This window comes from Enterovibrio nigricans DSM 22720 (assembly GCF_900167155.1).
GTDB lineage: Bacteria > Pseudomonadota > Gammaproteobacteria > Enterobacterales > Vibrionaceae > Enterovibrio > Enterovibrio nigricans.
On record NZ_FUXU01000083.1, the window covers coordinates 605 to 16284 of the forward strand.

A 15680-nucleotide genomic window follows, 5' to 3' on the forward strand; every position below is an offset into this window, starting at 1 on the left:
TAGAAGTAGAAGTAGAAGTAGAAGTAGAAGTAGAAGTAGAAGTAGAAGTAGAAGTAGAAGTAGAAGTAGAAGTAGAAAGGTTGTTCTGTAGCGATGTCAACGTCAAGTGCTATTGAGAAAGAATCTGGAAAAAGCCACTTTATGAAAAGGTAGATAAATAAAAAGCCAGGCAAAAGCCTGGCTTCTTATTCGAACGGACCGAGAGATTACTCAGCTGCTTCTTCTGCAGCTGTCTCTGGACGATCTACCAACTCGATGTAAGCCATAGGGGCTTTATCGCCGGCGCGAACACCGCATTTTAGAATGCGAATGTAACCGCCTGCACGAGAGGCAAAACGTGGACCCAGTTCGTTGAACAGCTTCGCTACAACTTCGTCGTTACGAGTGCGTGCGAACGCAAGACGACGGTTAGCAACACTGTCGTTCTTTGCTAGTGTAATCAATGGCTCAATTACGCGGCGCAGCTCTTTTGCTTTAGGCAAAGTTGTTTTGATAACTTCGTGAGTTACCAGAGAGCTAGCCATGTTGCTGAACATCGCTTTGCGATGACTGCTGTTGCGATTGAGTTGACGACCACTCTTACGATGGCGCATGACCTAATCCTTCTAACTAAGTAATCAGAATCTGATTAATCTTCAGCGATTGATGCTGGCGGCCAGTTTTCCAGGCGCATACCCAGAGACAAACCACGTGAAGCCAACACGTCTTTAATTTCAGTCAAAGACTTTTTACCAAGGTTAGGCGTCTTAAGAAGCTCAACCTCGGTGCGCTGTACCAGATCACCGATGTAGTGGATCGCTTCTGCTTTCAAACAGTTAGCAGAGCGAACAGTTAGTTCAAGATCGTCTACAGGACGCAGTAGGATCGGATCGAACTCTGGCTTCTCTTCTTTCTCTTCAGGAACTCGTACATCACGTAGATCTACGAATGCATCCAGTTGCTCAGCAAGAATAGTTGCTGCGCGACGGATCGCTTCCTCAGGATCAAGCGTACCGTTGGTTTCCATATCGATAACCAGCTTGTCTAGATCCGTACGCTGTTCAACACGTGCTGCTTCTACATTGTAGGCAATACGGTCTACTGGGCTGAACGTTGCATCGACAAGCAGACGGCCGATAGGACGCTCGTCTTCTTCAGTATGAATACGTGCTGACGCTGGTACGTAGCCGCGACCACGCTCTACCTTGATTCGCATGCTGATTTCAGCGTTAGAATCAGTCAGATGGCAGATTACGTGCTCTGGGTTCGCAATCTCAACACCACCATCATGGGTGATGTCGCCTGCAACAACAGGGCCTGCACCAGACTTATTCAGAGTAAGGATTACTTCATCTTTACCCTCAACCTTAACGGCCAGGCCTTTAAGGTTAAGCAGGATTTCCAGGATATCTTCCTGTACACCCTCTTTGGTGCTGTACTCGTGCAACACGCCATCAATCTCTACTTCAGTCACCGCGCAACCAGGCATAGACGACAGTAGGATGCGACGTAGAGCATTACCTAGGGTGTGACCAAAGCCACGCTCTAGCGGCTCAAGAGTTACTTTTGCGTGCGTCGAGCTTACTTGTTCGATGTCAACTAGACGCGGCTTAAGAAATTCTGTTACAGAACCCTGCATTGTGTCCTCTCTTTAGTTTAGCCTTACTTAGAGTAAAGCTCGACGATCAGGTGTTCGTTGATGTCAGCAGACAAATCTGAACGCTCTGGTAGACGCTTGAAAGTGCCTTCCATTTTGTTGCTGTCTACTTCGATCCAAGTTGGTAGCTCGCGTTGACCAGCAATTTCAAGTGCTGCTTTGATACGAGCTTGGTTCTTAGCTTTCTCACGAATGCTAACAACATCGTTGGCAGTTACGTTGAAAGAAGGAACGTTAACCACTTTGCCGTTAACCAGGATCGCTTTGTGGCTTACCAGCTGACGTGCTTCTGCGCGAGTTGCGCCAAAGCCCATGCGGTAAACTACGTTATCCAGACGACCTTCAAGAAGTTGCAGCAGGTTTTCACCTGTGTTGCCTTTCAGGCGTGCAGCATCTTTATAGTAGTTACGGAATTGTTTTTCCAGAACGCCGTACATACGACGAACTTTTTGCTTCTCACGAAGCTGAACGCCGTATTCAGACAGACGGCCACGACGAGCGCCGTGAACACCTGGGGCGTTATCAATTTTACACTTGGTATCAATCGCGCGTACGCCTGACTTCAGGAACAAGTCAGTACCTTCGCGACGGCTAAGCTTCAGCTTAGGACCCAAATATCTTGCCATGATCTTTCTCCAGAATTCTAAGAAACAGCGTTATACGCGACGTTTCTTAGGTGGACGACAACCGTTATGTGGGATTGGAGTCGCATCAACAATGTTGGTGATACGGAAACCAGCCGCGTTCAGAGCGCGAATCGTTGATTCACGGCCTGGACCAGGACCCTTAACCATAACTTCCAGGTTCTTCAGGCCATATTCTTTAGCCATTTCACCACAACGCTCAGCAGCAACCTGTGCAGCGAACGGAGTGGATTTACGAGAACCACGGAAACCAGAACCACCTGCAGTAGCCCATGCTAGAGCATTACCTTGACGGTCAGTAATGGTTACGATTGTGTTGTTGAAAGACGCATGGATATGCGCTACGCCATCAGCAACTTGCTTGCGTACGCGTTTACGTGCGCGATTTGGTTGTTTAGCCATAGTACCCTACCCCGATTATTTCTTGATCGGTTTGCGCGGACCCTTACGGGTACGAGCGTTGGTCTTCGTACGCTGGCCACGTAGTGGCAAGCTGCGACGATGACGCAAACCGCGGTAACAGCCAAGGTCCATAAGACGCTTGATGTTCATTGAAACTTCACGACGTAGATCACCTTCTACAGTGTACTTGGCTACGCCATCACGCAGTAGATCGATCTGCTCTTCAGTTAGTTCACTGATCTTAATGCTTTCAGCAATACCAGTCTCAGCTAGGATAGCTTTTGAACGGGTTTTACCGATACCGTAGATCGCAGTAAGTGCGATTACAGCATGCTTCTGATCAGGAATGTTAATGCCTGCAATACGGGCCACTATTCACTCCTAGTACTTTTTCAAGAAGAACCGCTGCAGAGCCCGTTCAGGATACGCAGCGGCTATACCACTTCTTTTGCACACACAAAAGGTGGGCTGGCTAATGTAGCCAGCCTGCCTAAATTTTGCAAGAAAAATATTCTGCTATTAGCCTTGGCGCTGCTTGTGCTTTGGCTCACTGCAGATCACGCGAACGACACCGTTGCGCTTGATCACTTTACAGTTACGGCAGATTTTCTTAACGGAAGCACGAACTTTCATTGCTAAACTCCGTAAATGTCAATCTGTTAGCGGCCGTAGCCTTTCAGATTGGCTTTCTTCAACACGGACTCATATTGTTGAGACATCAGATGTGTCTGAACTTGAGCCATAAAGTCCATGATTACTACAACTACGATTAGTAGGGAGGTTCCGCCGAAATAAAAGCGTACATTCCAAGCAATCATCATGAACTCGGGGATCAGACAGATAAAGGTGATATATAACGCACCCGCAAGGGTTAGTCGAGTCATTACTTTATCTATGTACTTTGCAGTCTGCTCGCCCGGGCGAATACCAGGTACGAATGCACCAGACTTCTTCAGATTGTCTGCTGTCTCACGCGGGTTGAAAACCAACGCCGTGTAGAAGAAACAGAAAAAGATAATCGCTGCTGCATAAAGGATTACATACAGCGGTTGACCTGGGCTCAGTGCCAAAGACACGTCAGCAAGCCACCCAAACTGTTCACTCTGTCCAAACCATTGGGCCAAAGTGCCTGGGAACAGGATAATACTTGATGCAAAAATCGCTGGAATCACGCCTGCCATGTTTAATTTCAATGGCAAGTGAGTGCTTTGTGCAGCGAAGACGCGACGGCCTTGCTGACGCTTCGCGTAGTTAACGACGATACGACGTTGACCACGTTCAACAAACACTACAAACGCAATTACAGCAAAAGCAATTACCGCAATCAACAGAAGAAGAAGCACGTGCAATTCACCTTGACGCGCTTGCTCGGCTGTTTGTCCGATAGCGGATGGTAATCCTGCAACGATACCAGCAAAAATAATGATGGAGATACCGTTACCGATTCCACGCTCAGTGATTTGCTCACCTAACCACATCAAGAACATGGTACCAGTGACCAAGCTCACGACAGCGGTAAAGTAGAACCCAAAGCCAGGGTTAACCACAAGGCCTTGGATCATACTTGGCAGGCCCGTCGCGATACCAATCGCTTGGAACGTTGCCAATACCAGCGTACCGTAGCGGGTGTACTGACTAATCTTACGACGGCCAGACTCCCCCTCCTTTTTCAACTCAGCCAAGGCTGGATGAACTACCGTAAGCAACTGAACAATAATCGATGCCGAAATATACGGCATGATACCCAGTGCTAGGATAGAAGCACGCTCAAGAGCACCACCAGAGAACATGTTAAACAGTTCAATGATGGTCCCTTGTTGCTGTTCGAACAGATCGGCAAGTACAGCAGCGTCAATACCAGGAATCGGCACAAAAGAACCGGCACGGAATACTAATAACGCACCTACCACAAAGAGTAGACGGCTTTTCAGCTCCGCAAGTCCACCTTTTGCACTTTTAAAATTTTGTCCTGGTTGTTTTGCCATCTGTACCTCGTCCTCGAGCTAATTATTCCTCGATTTTACCGCCTGCAGCTTCGATTGCAGCTTGAGCACCTTTAGTAACGCGAAGACCCTTCACAGTCACTGAGCGCGCAATCTCACCAGACAGTACGATTTTCGCCGTACGGATGTCTTTAGTGATGACATTTGCTGCTTTCAGTGTCTCAAGGCTTACTACGTCACCTTCAACTTTCGCCAGTTCGCTCAGGCGAACTTCAGCTGCAGTCAGGCTCTTACGAGAAGTAAAACCAAATTTTGGCAGACGTTGTTTCAAAGGCATTTGACCGCCTTCGAAACCTGGGCGTACAGAACCACCTGAACGTGATTTCTGACCTTTGTGACCACGGCCACCAGTTTTGCCCAGGCCTGAACCGATACCACGACCCAAGCGCTTCTTAGAAGGCTTAGAACCCGCAGCCGGAGATAGAGTATTCAGACGCATTGTGATTACTCCTCCACTTTAACCATGTAGTAAACTTGATTGATCATGCCGCGTACGCAAGCAGTATCTTCAAGCTCAACAGTGTGGTTGATGCGACGTAGGCCCAAGCCACGCAGTGTAGCTTTATGTTTCGGCAAACGACCGATTGAGCTACGTGTCTGAGTTACTTTGATAGTTTTAGCCATGTCGAATTACCCCAGAATTTCGTTTACTGGCATGCCACGCTTAGCAGCAACCATTTCTGGAGACTTCATACCACCCAAACCATCAATCGTTGCACGAACGATGTTGATTGGGTTAGTAGAACCGTATGCTTTCGCCAGAACGTTGCGAACACCCGCAACTTCTAGAACCGCACGCATCGCACCACCGGCGATGATACCCGTACCTTCTGAAGCAGGTTGCATGTACACTTTAGAACCAGTGTGGCGACCTTTAACAGCGTGGTGCAGAGTACCGTCGTTCAGCGCGATAGTAACCATGTTACGACGCGCTTTTTCCATTGATTTTTGGATAGCAGCAGGTACTTCACGGGCTTTACCGTAACCGAAACCTACGCGACCATTGCCATCACCAACTACAGTAAGAGCGGTGAAGCTGAAGATGCGACCACCTTTAACCGTTTTAGAAACACGGTTAACTGCGATCAGCTTCTCTTGCAAATCACTTTGTTGTTTTTCGTTAGCCATCTTTCCGCCTACCTTAGAATTTCAGACCAGCTTCACGAGCAGCATCTGCTAGTGCAGCCACACGGCCGTGGTATTGGAAACCGGAGCGGTCAAAAGCAACAGTTACGATGCCTTTTTCCAGCGCACGCTCAGCAATAGCTTTACCTACAACTGCAGCAGCGTCTTTATTACCGGTGCCTTTTACTTGCTCACGGATCGCTTTTTCTACGGTAGAAGCAGCTGCGATAACTTCGGAGCCATTAGCTGCGATAACCTGTGCGTACACGTGACGTGGAGAGCGGTGTATCACTAGGCGAGTCGCACCCAGTTCAGCAATCTTGCGACGCGCTCGGGTCGCACGACGGATACGAGCAATTTTCTTATCCATAGTGTTACCTTACTTCTTCTTAGCTTCTTTAGTACGCACGACTTCGTCAGAGTAACGAATACCTTTGCCTTTGTAAGGCTCAGGTTGACGGTATGCGCGGATGTCAGCAGCTACTTGGCCAATCTGTTGCTTGTCTGTACCAGTCAGAACAATCTCAGTTTGGCTTGGGCATTCTGCTTTGATGCCTGCAGGCAGATCGTGCTCAACAGGGTGAGAGAAGCCCAGAGTCAGAGCTACTGCATTACCCTTGATTGCCGCACGGTAACCAACACCTTTCAGGATCAGTTTCTTGGTAAAGCCTTCAGTAACACCAACAACCATGTTGTTTACTAGTGCACGTGCAGTACCCGCTTGAGCGTTAGCTTTAACGATACCTTCACGTGGCGTAAACGTCACAGCGTTGTCTTCTAGGCTTAGTTCCACTGCGTTATTGATAACACGAGACAATTCGCCCTTGCTACCTTTAACAGTGATTTCCTGACCGTTCAGTTTCACCTCTACGCCGGCAGGAATTACTACGGGTGCTTTTGCAACACGAGACATTTCCTACTCCTTACGCTACGTAGCAGATGATTTCGCCGCCCAGGCCCGCTTTGCGAGCTGCACGGTCGGTCATCAAACCTTTAGACGTTGATACTACAGCAATACCCAGACCACCCATTACAGAAGGCAGTGCATCTTTTTTCTTATAGATGCGCAGACCTGGACGGCTTACACGTTGGATTTGCTCGATAACTGGGTTGGCTTCGAAGTACTTTAGAGTAACTTCAAGCTCTGGCTTAACTTCGCCAGAAACAGCGTAGTCAGCCACATAACCTTCAGCTTTAAGTAGCTCAGCAATTGCCACTTTCAGCTTTGACGAAGGCATCTTAACAGCAACTTTAGTTGCTGCCTGACCGTTGCGGATGCGGGTCAGCATATCCGAGATCGGATCTTGCATGCTCATAAGTCTTTACTCCCGTGATTCAATTACCAGCTCGCCTTACGCAGACCCGGAATCTCGCCTTTCATGCAAGCTTCACGAACCTTGATTCGGCTAAGGCCGAATTTGCGTAGGTAGCCATGTGGACGACCAGTCTGGTTACAGCGGTTACGCTGACGAGACTTGGCAGAATCACGCGGTAGAGATTGAAGCTTTAGGACTGCATCCCAACGCTCTTCTTCAGACGCGTTAACGTTTTTGATGATAGCTTTAAATGCAGCGCGCTTCTCAGCGAACTTTGCTACCAGCTTCGCGCGTTTTACTTCGCGCGCTTTCATTGATTGCTTAGCCATTACAGTAACCCTTCACCTTACTTACGGAATGGGAAGTTAAAGGCAGCCAGCAGAGCTTGACCTTCCTCATCAGTCGCCGCGGTAGTCGTGATAGTAATATCAAGACCACGGATACGATCTACTTTGTCGTAGTCGATCTCTGGGAAGATGATTTGCTCACGAACGCCCATGCTATAGTTACCGCGGCCGTCGAAAGATTTCGAGCTAACGCCACGGAAGTCACGCACACGTGGAAGAGCGATAGAAATCAAACGCTCCATAAAATCCCACATACGCTCGCCACGCAGGGTTACTTTACAGCCAATTGGGTAGCCCTCACGGATCTTGAAGCCAGCAACAGATTTACGTGCTTTAGTGATCAGCGGCTTTTGACCTGTAATTGTAGCCAGGTCAGATGCTGCGTTCTCAAGCAGTTTCTTGTCGTTGATTGCTTCGCCCACACCCATGTTCAGGGTGATCTTTTCGATCCTTGGGACTTGCATGATACTCTTGTATTCGAACTTTTCAGCAAGCTCTTTTACAACAGTCTCTTTGTAGTAATCATGCAGTTTCGCCATAGTGTACTACTCCAGAATTACTTAAATAGTTTCGCCATTCGATTTGAAGAAACGGATTTTTTTGCCGTCTTCGAATCGGAAGCCTACACGGTCCGCTTTACCAGTTGCCGCGTTGTAGATAGCCACGTTAGAAACGTCCATTGCAGCTTCTTTTTCTACGATGCCGCCTTGGATGCCCATAGCCGGTACCGGCTTCTGGTGTTTCTTAACTAGGTTGATACCTTCAACGATAACTTTACCAGTTGTCAGAACCTTAGTTACTTTACCTTTCTTGCCTTTGTCTTTACCGACAAGAACGATAACCTCGTCATTACGACGGATTTTAGCTGCCATATTAACCGCTCCTTACAGAACTTCTGGCGCCAGAGACACAATCTTCATGAACTTATCGCCACGAAGCTCACGTGTCACAGGGCCAAAGATACGAGTACCGATTGGCTGCTCAGTAGTGTTGTTCAACAGTACGCAAGCATTACGGTCGAAGCGAATGACAGAGCCGTCTGGACGACGAACGCCTTTACGGGTGCGAACTACAACCGCCTTCAGGACATCACCTTTTTTAACTTTACCGCGTGGAATTGCATCTTTAACGGTAACTTTGATGACATCGCCGATGTGGGCGTAGCGACGGTGGGAACCACCCAGCACCTTAATACACATTACACTGCGAGCGCCGGAGTTATCGGCTGCATCCAGCATACTTTGCATTTGGATCATTGTTAGTGCTCCGCTGTTATTACATCTAGACCCATCTCGGGTCGGGCTGCCTCATTACAAGGGCGGCGAATAATAACACTATTTTTTGAAGATGGATAGATAAAAAATAAACGGCTCCAAATCAGGAGCCGTTGGATTTTTTACCGTTGGAAAGCAAACCTTACAGGCGTGCTTTCTCAACTACGCGTACCAGAGTCCAAGACTTAGTCTTAGACAGTGGACGACACTCACGAATCTCAACGGTATCGCCTTGAGCGCATTCGTTGTTTTCGTCGTGTGCATGCAGCTTAGTTGTGCGCTTGATGAACTTACCGTAGATTGGGTGTTTCACCTGACGCTCAATAGCAACAACGATAGACTTATCGCCTTTGTCGCTAACTACACGGCCTTGTTGAGTACGGATTTTGTCGCTCATTATGCGTTGCCCTTCTGGTTCAGAACGGTTTTAACACGTGCGATATCGCGACGAACAGTCTTCAGAGTGTGAGTTTGCTGAAGTTGGCCAGTAGCCGCTTGCATGCGCAGGTTGAATTGCTCACGCAGCAGACCCAGCAGTTCTTCGTTCAGCTGCTCTACGCTCTTTTCGCGAAGTTCTTGTGCTTTCATCACATCACCGCCTTAGTTACGAAAGTGGTTTTGATTGGTAGCTTACGTGCAGCAAGATCAAATGCTTCACGAGCTAGACTTTCAGAAACACCATCCATCTCGTACAGGACTTTACCTGGTTGGATTTGTGCTACCCAGTAGCTTACAGAACCCTTACCTTTACCCTGACGAACTTCCAGAGGTTTAGTCGTGATTGGTTTGTCTGGGAACACACGGATCCAGATTTGACCCTGACGCTTAATGTGACGAGTCATTGCACGACGTGCCGCTTCGATCTGACGCGCAGTGATACGACCACGACCAACAGCTTTAAGGCCGAAGGTACCGAAGCTTACGTCAGTACCTGCAGCAAGACCGCGGTTACGGCCTTTAAAGGCCTTGCGGAACTTAGTACGTTTTGGTTGAAGCATCGATAGACTCCTTACTTACGGCCTTTACGCTGCTTCTTAGGCTTCTCAGCCTGTGGCTCTGCTACTGGCATGCCGCCCAGAACTTCACCTTTGAAGATCCAAACTTTAATACCAATTACACCGTAAGTGGTGTGAGCCGAAGAAGTTGCGTAATCAATGTCAGCGCGAAGTGTGTGCAATGGCACACGACCTTCACGGTACCACTCGGTACGAGCGATTTCAGCACCGCCAAGACGGCCGCTTACTTCCACTTTGATACCCTTAGCACCCAGACGCATTGCGTTCTGAACCGCGCGCTTCATAGCACGACGGAACATAACACGACGCTCTAGCTGAGACGCGATGCTATCACCAACCAGTTGTGCGTCAAGCTCAGGCTTGCGTACTTCTGAGATGTTGATTTGAGCAGGAACACCTGCCAACTGAGCAACGCGAGCGCGCAGTTTTTCTACGTCTTCGCCTTTCTTACCGATAACAACGCCTGGACGAGCTGTGTGAATAGTCACACGGATGCTCTTCGCAGGACGCTCGATAACGATGCGAGATACAGATGCTTTAGACAGTTCCTTGATCAGGAACTGACGTACCTTAAAGTCGCCGTCTAGGTTGTCAGCGAAATCTTGGCTGTTAGCAAACCAAGTGGAATTCCAAGGCTTACAGATGCCAAGACGAATACCATTAGGATGTACTTTTTGACCCATTGCTTTCTCTCCTCGTCTCTTAGCGGTCTGCTACAACAACAGTGATGTGGCTAGAACGCTTCAAGATGCGATCGGCACGGCCTTTTGCACGAGGCATGATGCGCTTCATGACTGGGCCTTCGTCAACGAAGATTTTCGCTACAGACAACTCATCGATGTCTGCGCCTTCGTTATGCTCGGCGTTTGCAATAGCAGACTCCAGGACTTTTTTGATCAGATCAGCAGCTTTTTTGTCGCTGAACGTCAGAATTTCCAGAGCTTGTGCAACGTTTTTACCGCGCACTTGGTCTGCAACCAAACGTGCTTTCTGAGGCGAGATACGAGCAAAGCGATGTTTAGCAATAGCTTCCATTTCTTAACCCCTTAACGCTTCTTAGCTTTCTTATCAGCAGCGTGGCCGCGATAAGTACGTGTTGGTGCAAATTCGCCCAGCTTGTGACCGATCATTTCATCAGTGATGAAAACAGGTACATGCTGACGACCATTATGGACAGCGATGGTCAAACCGATCATCTGAGGGATGATCATTGAACGACGGGACCAAGTCTTAACAGGCTTTTTGTCACCGCTTTCCAACGCTTTCTCTACCTTCTTCAGCAAGTGCAGGTCAATAAATGGACCTTTCTTGAGAGAACGTGGCATGGCGTATCCTCTTTAAAATTACTTGTTACGACGACGTACGATGTACTTGTCGGTACGTTTGTTCTTACGGGTTTTGAAGCCCTTAGTTGGCATACCCCAAGGTGATACTGGGTGACGACCGCCAGATGTGCGACCTTCACCACCACCGTGTGGGTGATCCACTGGGTTCATTGCTACACCACGTACGGTAGGACGAACGCCCTTCCAACGAGTTGCACCAGCTTTACCCAGTTCACGCAGCATGTGTTCTGCGTTACCAACTTCACCGATGGTCGCACGACCTTCAGAAAGAACCTTACGCATTTCGCCAGAACGTAGACGGATGGTCACGTATGCGCCATCGCGTGCAACGATTTGTGCGTATGCACCAGCTGAACGAGCCAGCTGTGCACCTTTACCAGGCTTCAGTTCAACACAGTGAACAGTAGAACCTACTGGGATGTTGCGCATTGGCAGGGTGTTACCCGCTTTGATCGCAGTATCTGCGCCAGATTGAATCTGGTCACCAGCTTTCATGCCTTTAGGTGCAATGATGTAACGACGCTCACCGTCTGCGTACAGTACTAGTGCAATGTTCGCGCTACGGTTTGGATCGTATTCTAGACGCTCAACTTTCGCTGGGATGCCGTCTTTAGTACGTTTGAAGTCAATCAAACGGTAGTGTTGCTTATGACCACCACCGATGTGACGTACTGTGATACGACCGTTGTTGTTACGACCACCAGACTTAGAGTTTTTCTCTAGTAGTGGCGCGTAAGGCTTACCTTTGTACAGGTCAGCGTTAACAACTTTAACGACGTGACGACGACCCGGTGAAGTAGGCTTACATTTAACAATTGCCATTTTTTATACTCCTCCGTCTTACTCAGCGCCGCCAGCGAAGTCGATGTCTTGACCTTCTTTCAAGATTACATACGCTTTCTTCACGTCTGAACGACGGCCTTGGCGCATACCTTGACGTTTGGTCTTACCCTTAACGATAAGGGTATTTACAGACTTAACTTCAACTTCGAACAGTTTCTCAACTGCTGCTTTGATCTCTTTCTTAGTTGCAGTCATCGCTACTTTGAAAACGATAGTGTTACCGTTTTCAGCAGCCATGGTTGCTTTTTCAGAGATGTGCGGAGCACGCAGAACTTTAAGAATACGCTCTTCAGTGATCATCCCAGCATCTCCTCAACTTGTTTAACTGCAGCTGCAGTCATAACGATTTTGTCGAAAGCGATCAGGCTAACTGGGTCGATGCCTGCTGCGTCACGAACGTCAACCTTGTACAGGTTGCGTGCCGCAAGGAACAGATTCTCATCAACTTCTGCAGTTACGATCAGAGCTTCTGTCAGCTCAAGCTCTTTCAGCTTGGCGATCAGCTCTTTTGTTTTAGGTGCTTCAACTGAGAAGTTGTCAACAACGATCAGACGATCTTGACGAACTAGCTCAGAAAGAATGCTTTTCAGAGCACCACGGTACATTTTCTTGTTAACTTTCTGGCTGTGGTCCTGAGGACGAGCTGCGAAAGTTACACCACCCGAACGCCACAGTGGGCTACGGATTGTACCTGCACGGGCGCGACCAGTACCCTTCTGACGCCATGGCTTAGCACCGCCACCGGATACGTCTGAACGAGTCTTCTGCGCACGAGTACCTTGACGGGCACCAGCTGCATATGCAACAACTACTTGGTGAACCAGAGCTTCGTTGAACTCACGCCCGAAGGTAGTGTCGGAAACAGTCAGCGCTTCAGCGCCTTTTACTACCAATTCCATTACTATCTCCTCGACGTTACGCTTTAACGGCTGGTTTAACGATCACGTTGCTGCCAGTCGCACCAGGAACTGCACCTTTAATAAGTAGCAGCTTGCGCTCAGCGTCAACACGTACGATCTCAAGGTTTTGAGTAGTTACCTGCTCAGCACCCATGTGACCTGCCATTTTTTTGCCTTTGAATACGCGACCTGGAGTTTGACATTGGCCAATTGAACCCGGAGCACGATGAGACAAAGAGTTACCGTGGGTCATATCTTGAGTACGGAAGTTCCAACGCTTAACAGCGCCTTGGAAGCCCTTACCTTTAGATGTGCCAGTAACGTCTACTTTCTTGATTTCAGCAAACAGATCTACGTTTAGCTCAGCGCCAACTTCGAACTCTTCACCACTTTCCAAACGGAATTCCCACAGACCACGACCAGCTTCTACACCTGCTTTCGCAAAGTGACCAGCTTCTGGTTTAGTAACGCGGCTTGCTTTCTTCACGCCTGAAGTTACTTGGATAGCAGAGTAACCATCTACTTCAGGAGTACGTACCTGAGTAACACGGTTAGTTTCTACTTCTACAACGGTAACAGGGATAGAAACGCCTTCTTCAGTGAAGATGCGAGTCATACCTACTTTACGACCGACTAGACCAATCATTATTAACTCCCCTCTTAACCTAGGCTGATTTGAACATCAACGCCCGCAGCAAGGTCAAGACGCATCAGAGCGTCAACAGTTTTATCTGTTGGCTCAACGATGTCGATCAGGCGCTTGTGAGTACGAATTTCGTACTGGTCACGCGCAGATTTGTTTACGTGCGGAGAGATAAGAACGGTGAAGCGCTCTTTACGAGTTGGTAGTGGGATTGGACCACGTACCTGCGCACCAGTGCGCTTAGCGGTTTCAACGATTTCCGCAGTAGACTGGTCGATCAAACGATGATCGAAAGCCTTCAGGCGGATACGGATACGTTGGTTCTGCATTAGACAGAGCTCCAAATTAAAAAATTACACAAACAATATCGCCACTCAACCTTATCAAGATAAGGGAATGCCGATTGATTTATGTGAAACCGTAGTATCAAAATCTGATACATTGTCAGCCATTGAAATATGGCTGCGAACATAAGCGGAGTTTACATTACCGACCTCGTTAGGCAGAGCCTACAACAACGGGTCTTCCTCCTGTGCTCATTGGTTCACAACTGCAAACATGAGAACTTAATATCTCAGGCAGTGGAGCGCATTATACAGATCACAATTCGCTTTGCAAGTGGCGTTCAAAAATTAGTCATGGTTTATTTTTACTCACTCTCTAGCCCTTTGTTTTCACGAATAACGCGTAACACCTCTCCACTGACATCATTTACTGTTGCTCTCAAATGTCTAAGATGGGAGCCCTCGATAAACCGCAAAAGCATAACGTCGTATAAGTCTAATAACGAACAAAGCGGCCTCATAAATAGGCCGCTTTGTTCGAAATTAGTTTAGCGCGGAGGTTAGCTGAGTGCTTGAGCATTGTCCTTGGCACGGCTTCTTGTAGGATTTTTTTCGCGGTTCGAACACACTTTCCGCATTGCGAGCCAAGTGGGGTGACTTTACGGATCTCTTTGATATCCGTCATCCCCTGCTCGTGCGCAAGTTTTCTCAACGTCTTGTCTGAAATCCCATGACATACGCAAACGTACATATTCACTCTCACAGTAAAAGCAACTAAAGAGAAATATAAACGATAATAGTTAGCATTACCAATGCTATCGTTCAGTCAACAATACATTGGAAATAATTTGATGGCGGGTTCACGGAGGACAGAAAAACAAATGGGAAGAACGACAAATCGCAGACATAAAAAAGGACGCCGAAGCGTCCTTTTTCTAGCATTGTGCTGTCAAAGCTTAAAATTAAGCGATGATTTTAGCAACAACACCCGCACCTACAGTACGGCCACCTTCACGGATAGCGAAACGTAGACCTTCGTCCATCGCGATTGGCGCGATCAGAGTTACAGTCATAGAAACGTTATCACCAGGCATTACCATCTCAACGCCTTCTGGCAGTTCGATAGTACCGGTCACGTCAGTTGTACGGAAGTAGAACTGTGGACGGTAGCCTTTGAAGAACGGAGTATGACGGCCGCCTTCATCTTTCGACAGAACGTAGATTTCTGAAGTGAAAGTAGTGTGTGGAGTGATTGAACCTGGCTTCGCCAGTACTTGACCACGTTGTACTTCGTCACGCTTAGTACCACGCAGAAGAACACCAACGTTCTCACCTGCACGACCTTCGTCAAGAAGCTTACGGAACATCTCAACACCAGTACAAGTAGTGGTGATGGTGTCTACGATACCAACGATTGCAACTTCGTCACCTACGCGAACGATACCTTGCTCAACACGACCAGTTACAACTGTACCACGGCCTTGGATTGAGAATACGTCTTCGATTGGCAGGATGAACGGACGGTCGATCGCACGCTCTGGCTCTGGGATGTAAGAATCCAGTGCTTCAGCCAGTTCGATTACTTTCGCTTCCCACTGCTCTTCGCCGTTCAGTGCACCCAGTGCAGAACCTTGAATTACTGGGCAATCATCACCTGGGAAATCGTACTCAGAAAGAAGTTCACGAACTTCCATCTCTACCAGTTCCAGAAGCTCTTCATCATCAACCATGTCACACTTGTTCATGAACACGATGATGTAAGGAATACCAACCTGGCGACCCAGCAGGATGTGCTCACGCGTTTGTGGCATTGGACCATCAGTTGCCGCAACAACCAGGATACCGCCGTCCATTTGCGCAGCACCGGTGATCATGTTTTTAACATAGTCAGCGTGTCCTGGG

At 48.1% G+C, this 15680-nt stretch carries 30 protein-coding genes; all 30 read right to left on the reverse strand.

The window, feature by feature from the left end:
• Nucleotides 1–206: 206 nt before the first annotated feature.
• Entirely contained in the window at nt 207–593 is a 387-nt protein-coding gene (gene rplQ, locus B5D35_RS19400) for a 50S ribosomal protein L17 (RefSeq protein WP_078754157.1), read from the reverse strand.
• A 35-nt stretch (nt 594–628) separates the two neighbouring features.
• Nucleotides 629–1618, reverse strand: a complete 990-nt coding sequence (locus tag B5D35_RS19405; RefSeq protein ID WP_002541536.1) for a DNA-directed RNA polymerase subunit alpha — start codon at nt 1616–1618, stop codon at nt 629–631.
• Between the two features lie 23 nt (nt 1619–1641).
• Nucleotides 1642–2262 (reverse strand): 30S ribosomal protein S4, encoded by a 621-nt coding sequence (gene rpsD / locus B5D35_RS19410; RefSeq protein ID WP_078754158.1) that lies wholly within the window; start codon nt 2260–2262, stop codon nt 1642–1644.
• 30 nt (nt 2263–2292) lie between these two features.
• Nucleotides 2293–2682: a 30S ribosomal protein S11 gene (gene rpsK, locus B5D35_RS19415; protein WP_002541534.1), complete on the reverse strand. Its 390-nt coding sequence runs from the start codon at nt 2680–2682 to the stop codon at nt 2293–2295.
• 15 nt (nt 2683–2697) lie between these two features.
• Nucleotides 2698–3054, reverse strand: coding sequence for a 30S ribosomal protein S13 (gene rpsM / locus B5D35_RS19420; protein WP_078754159.1), 357 nt, complete (start codon nt 3052–3054; stop codon nt 2698–2700).
• A 147-nt stretch (nt 3055–3201) separates the two neighbouring features.
• Nucleotides 3202–3315, reverse strand: coding sequence for a 50S ribosomal protein L36 (rpmJ, locus tag B5D35_RS19425; RefSeq protein ID WP_000868186.1), 114 nt, complete (start codon nt 3313–3315; stop codon nt 3202–3204).
• 26 nt (nt 3316–3341) lie between these two features.
• Entirely contained in the window at nt 3342–4667 is a 1326-nt protein-coding gene (gene secY / locus B5D35_RS19430; RefSeq protein WP_078754160.1) for a preprotein translocase subunit SecY, read from the reverse strand.
• A gap of 22 nt (nt 4668–4689) precedes the next feature.
• A complete protein-coding gene (gene rplO / locus B5D35_RS19435; RefSeq protein ID WP_074928856.1) occupies nt 4690–5124 on the reverse strand; it encodes a 50S ribosomal protein L15 in 435 nt (144 codons plus the stop codon).
• A gap of 5 nt (nt 5125–5129) precedes the next feature.
• A complete protein-coding gene (gene rpmD, locus B5D35_RS19440; RefSeq protein WP_002541431.1) occupies nt 5130–5309 on the reverse strand; it encodes a 50S ribosomal protein L30 in 180 nt (59 codons plus the stop codon).
• A 6-nt stretch (nt 5310–5315) separates the two neighbouring features.
• Nucleotides 5316–5813, reverse strand: a complete 498-nt coding sequence (gene rpsE / locus B5D35_RS19445) for a 30S ribosomal protein S5 (protein ID WP_028024642.1) — start codon at nt 5811–5813, stop codon at nt 5316–5318.
• A gap of 13 nt (nt 5814–5826) precedes the next feature.
• Nucleotides 5827–6180, reverse strand: a complete 354-nt coding sequence (rplR, locus tag B5D35_RS19450; RefSeq protein ID WP_078754161.1) for a 50S ribosomal protein L18 — start codon at nt 6178–6180, stop codon at nt 5827–5829.
• A 9-nt stretch (nt 6181–6189) separates the two neighbouring features.
• On the reverse strand, nt 6190–6723 hold the full coding sequence (rplF, locus tag B5D35_RS19455; protein WP_078754162.1) for a 50S ribosomal protein L6: 534 nt from the start codon (nt 6721–6723) through the stop codon (nt 6190–6192).
• Nucleotides 6724–6733: 10 nt separating this feature from the next.
• Nucleotides 6734–7126, reverse strand: coding sequence for a 30S ribosomal protein S8 (rpsH, locus tag B5D35_RS19460; RefSeq protein WP_078754163.1), 393 nt, complete (start codon nt 7124–7126; stop codon nt 6734–6736).
• Nucleotides 7127–7149: 23 nt separating this feature from the next.
• Nucleotides 7150–7455: a 30S ribosomal protein S14 gene (gene rpsN, locus B5D35_RS19465; protein WP_078754164.1), complete on the reverse strand. Its 306-nt coding sequence runs from the start codon at nt 7453–7455 to the stop codon at nt 7150–7152.
• 17 nt (nt 7456–7472) lie between these two features.
• The gene (gene rplE, locus B5D35_RS19470; RefSeq protein ID WP_078754165.1) at nt 7473–8012 is read right to left on the reverse strand and encodes a 50S ribosomal protein L5; all 540 of its coding nucleotides are present in this window, start codon (nt 8010–8012) and stop codon (nt 7473–7475) included.
• A gap of 21 nt (nt 8013–8033) precedes the next feature.
• Nucleotides 8034–8345, reverse strand: a complete 312-nt coding sequence (rplX, locus tag B5D35_RS19475; protein WP_078754166.1) for a 50S ribosomal protein L24 — start codon at nt 8343–8345, stop codon at nt 8034–8036.
• Nucleotides 8346–8357: 12 nt separating this feature from the next.
• Complete coding sequence (gene rplN / locus B5D35_RS19480) at nt 8358–8729, reverse strand: 50S ribosomal protein L14 (protein WP_067418550.1); 372 nt, start codon at nt 8727–8729, stop codon at nt 8358–8360.
• 160 nt (nt 8730–8889) lie between these two features.
• On the reverse strand, nt 8890–9144 hold the full coding sequence (gene rpsQ / locus B5D35_RS19485) for a 30S ribosomal protein S17 (protein ID WP_078754167.1): 255 nt from the start codon (nt 9142–9144) through the stop codon (nt 8890–8892).
• The gene (rpmC, locus tag B5D35_RS19490; RefSeq protein WP_028024650.1) at nt 9144–9335 is read right to left on the reverse strand and encodes a 50S ribosomal protein L29; all 192 of its coding nucleotides are present in this window, start codon (nt 9333–9335) and stop codon (nt 9144–9146) included. Before rpmC ends, rpsQ begins: the two co-directional genes overlap by 1 nt.
• Complete coding sequence (rplP, locus tag B5D35_RS19495) at nt 9335–9745, reverse strand: 50S ribosomal protein L16 (protein WP_078754168.1); 411 nt, start codon at nt 9743–9745, stop codon at nt 9335–9337. The genes rpmC and rplP overlap by 1 nt, the downstream gene beginning before the upstream one ends.
• Before the next feature lie 11 nt (nt 9746–9756).
• On the reverse strand, nt 9757–10446 hold the full coding sequence (gene rpsC, locus B5D35_RS19500; protein ID WP_078754169.1) for a 30S ribosomal protein S3: 690 nt from the start codon (nt 10444–10446) through the stop codon (nt 9757–9759).
• A gap of 19 nt (nt 10447–10465) precedes the next feature.
• Nucleotides 10466–10798, reverse strand: coding sequence for a 50S ribosomal protein L22 (rplV, locus tag B5D35_RS19505; protein WP_067418541.1), 333 nt, complete (start codon nt 10796–10798; stop codon nt 10466–10468).
• A gap of 11 nt (nt 10799–10809) precedes the next feature.
• Nucleotides 10810–11088 carry a 30S ribosomal protein S19 gene (gene rpsS, locus B5D35_RS19510; protein WP_046306435.1) on the reverse strand — a complete coding sequence of 93 codons (279 nt, stop codon included), beginning with the start codon at nt 11086–11088 and terminating at the stop codon, nt 10810–10812.
• An 18-nt stretch (nt 11089–11106) separates the two neighbouring features.
• On the reverse strand, nt 11107–11931 hold the full coding sequence (rplB, locus tag B5D35_RS19515; protein WP_078754170.1) for a 50S ribosomal protein L2: 825 nt from the start codon (nt 11929–11931) through the stop codon (nt 11107–11109).
• An 18-nt stretch (nt 11932–11949) separates the two neighbouring features.
• On the reverse strand, nt 11950–12252 hold the full coding sequence (gene rplW, locus B5D35_RS19520; protein ID WP_078754171.1) for a 50S ribosomal protein L23: 303 nt from the start codon (nt 12250–12252) through the stop codon (nt 11950–11952).
• Entirely contained in the window at nt 12249–12851 is a 603-nt protein-coding gene (gene rplD, locus B5D35_RS19525) for a 50S ribosomal protein L4 (protein WP_078754172.1), read from the reverse strand. Before rplD ends, rplW begins: the two co-directional genes overlap by 4 nt.
• Nucleotides 12852–12867: 16 nt before the next feature.
• Nucleotides 12868–13497 carry a 50S ribosomal protein L3 gene (gene rplC, locus B5D35_RS19530; RefSeq protein WP_054780642.1) on the reverse strand — a complete coding sequence of 210 codons (630 nt, stop codon included), beginning with the start codon at nt 13495–13497 and terminating at the stop codon, nt 12868–12870.
• A 14-nt stretch (nt 13498–13511) separates the two neighbouring features.
• On the reverse strand, nt 13512–13823 hold the full coding sequence (gene rpsJ, locus B5D35_RS19535; RefSeq protein WP_067418532.1) for a 30S ribosomal protein S10: 312 nt from the start codon (nt 13821–13823) through the stop codon (nt 13512–13514).
• A 472-nt stretch (nt 13824–14295) separates the two neighbouring features.
• Complete coding sequence (locus B5D35_RS19540) at nt 14296–14529, reverse strand: (2Fe-2S)-binding protein (protein WP_078754173.1); 234 nt, start codon at nt 14527–14529, stop codon at nt 14296–14298.
• 211 nt (nt 14530–14740) lie between these two features.
• Nucleotides 14741–15680: elongation factor Tu (gene tuf / locus B5D35_RS19545; RefSeq protein ID WP_078754174.1), on the reverse strand; the 940-nt coding region annotated here is incomplete at its 5' end.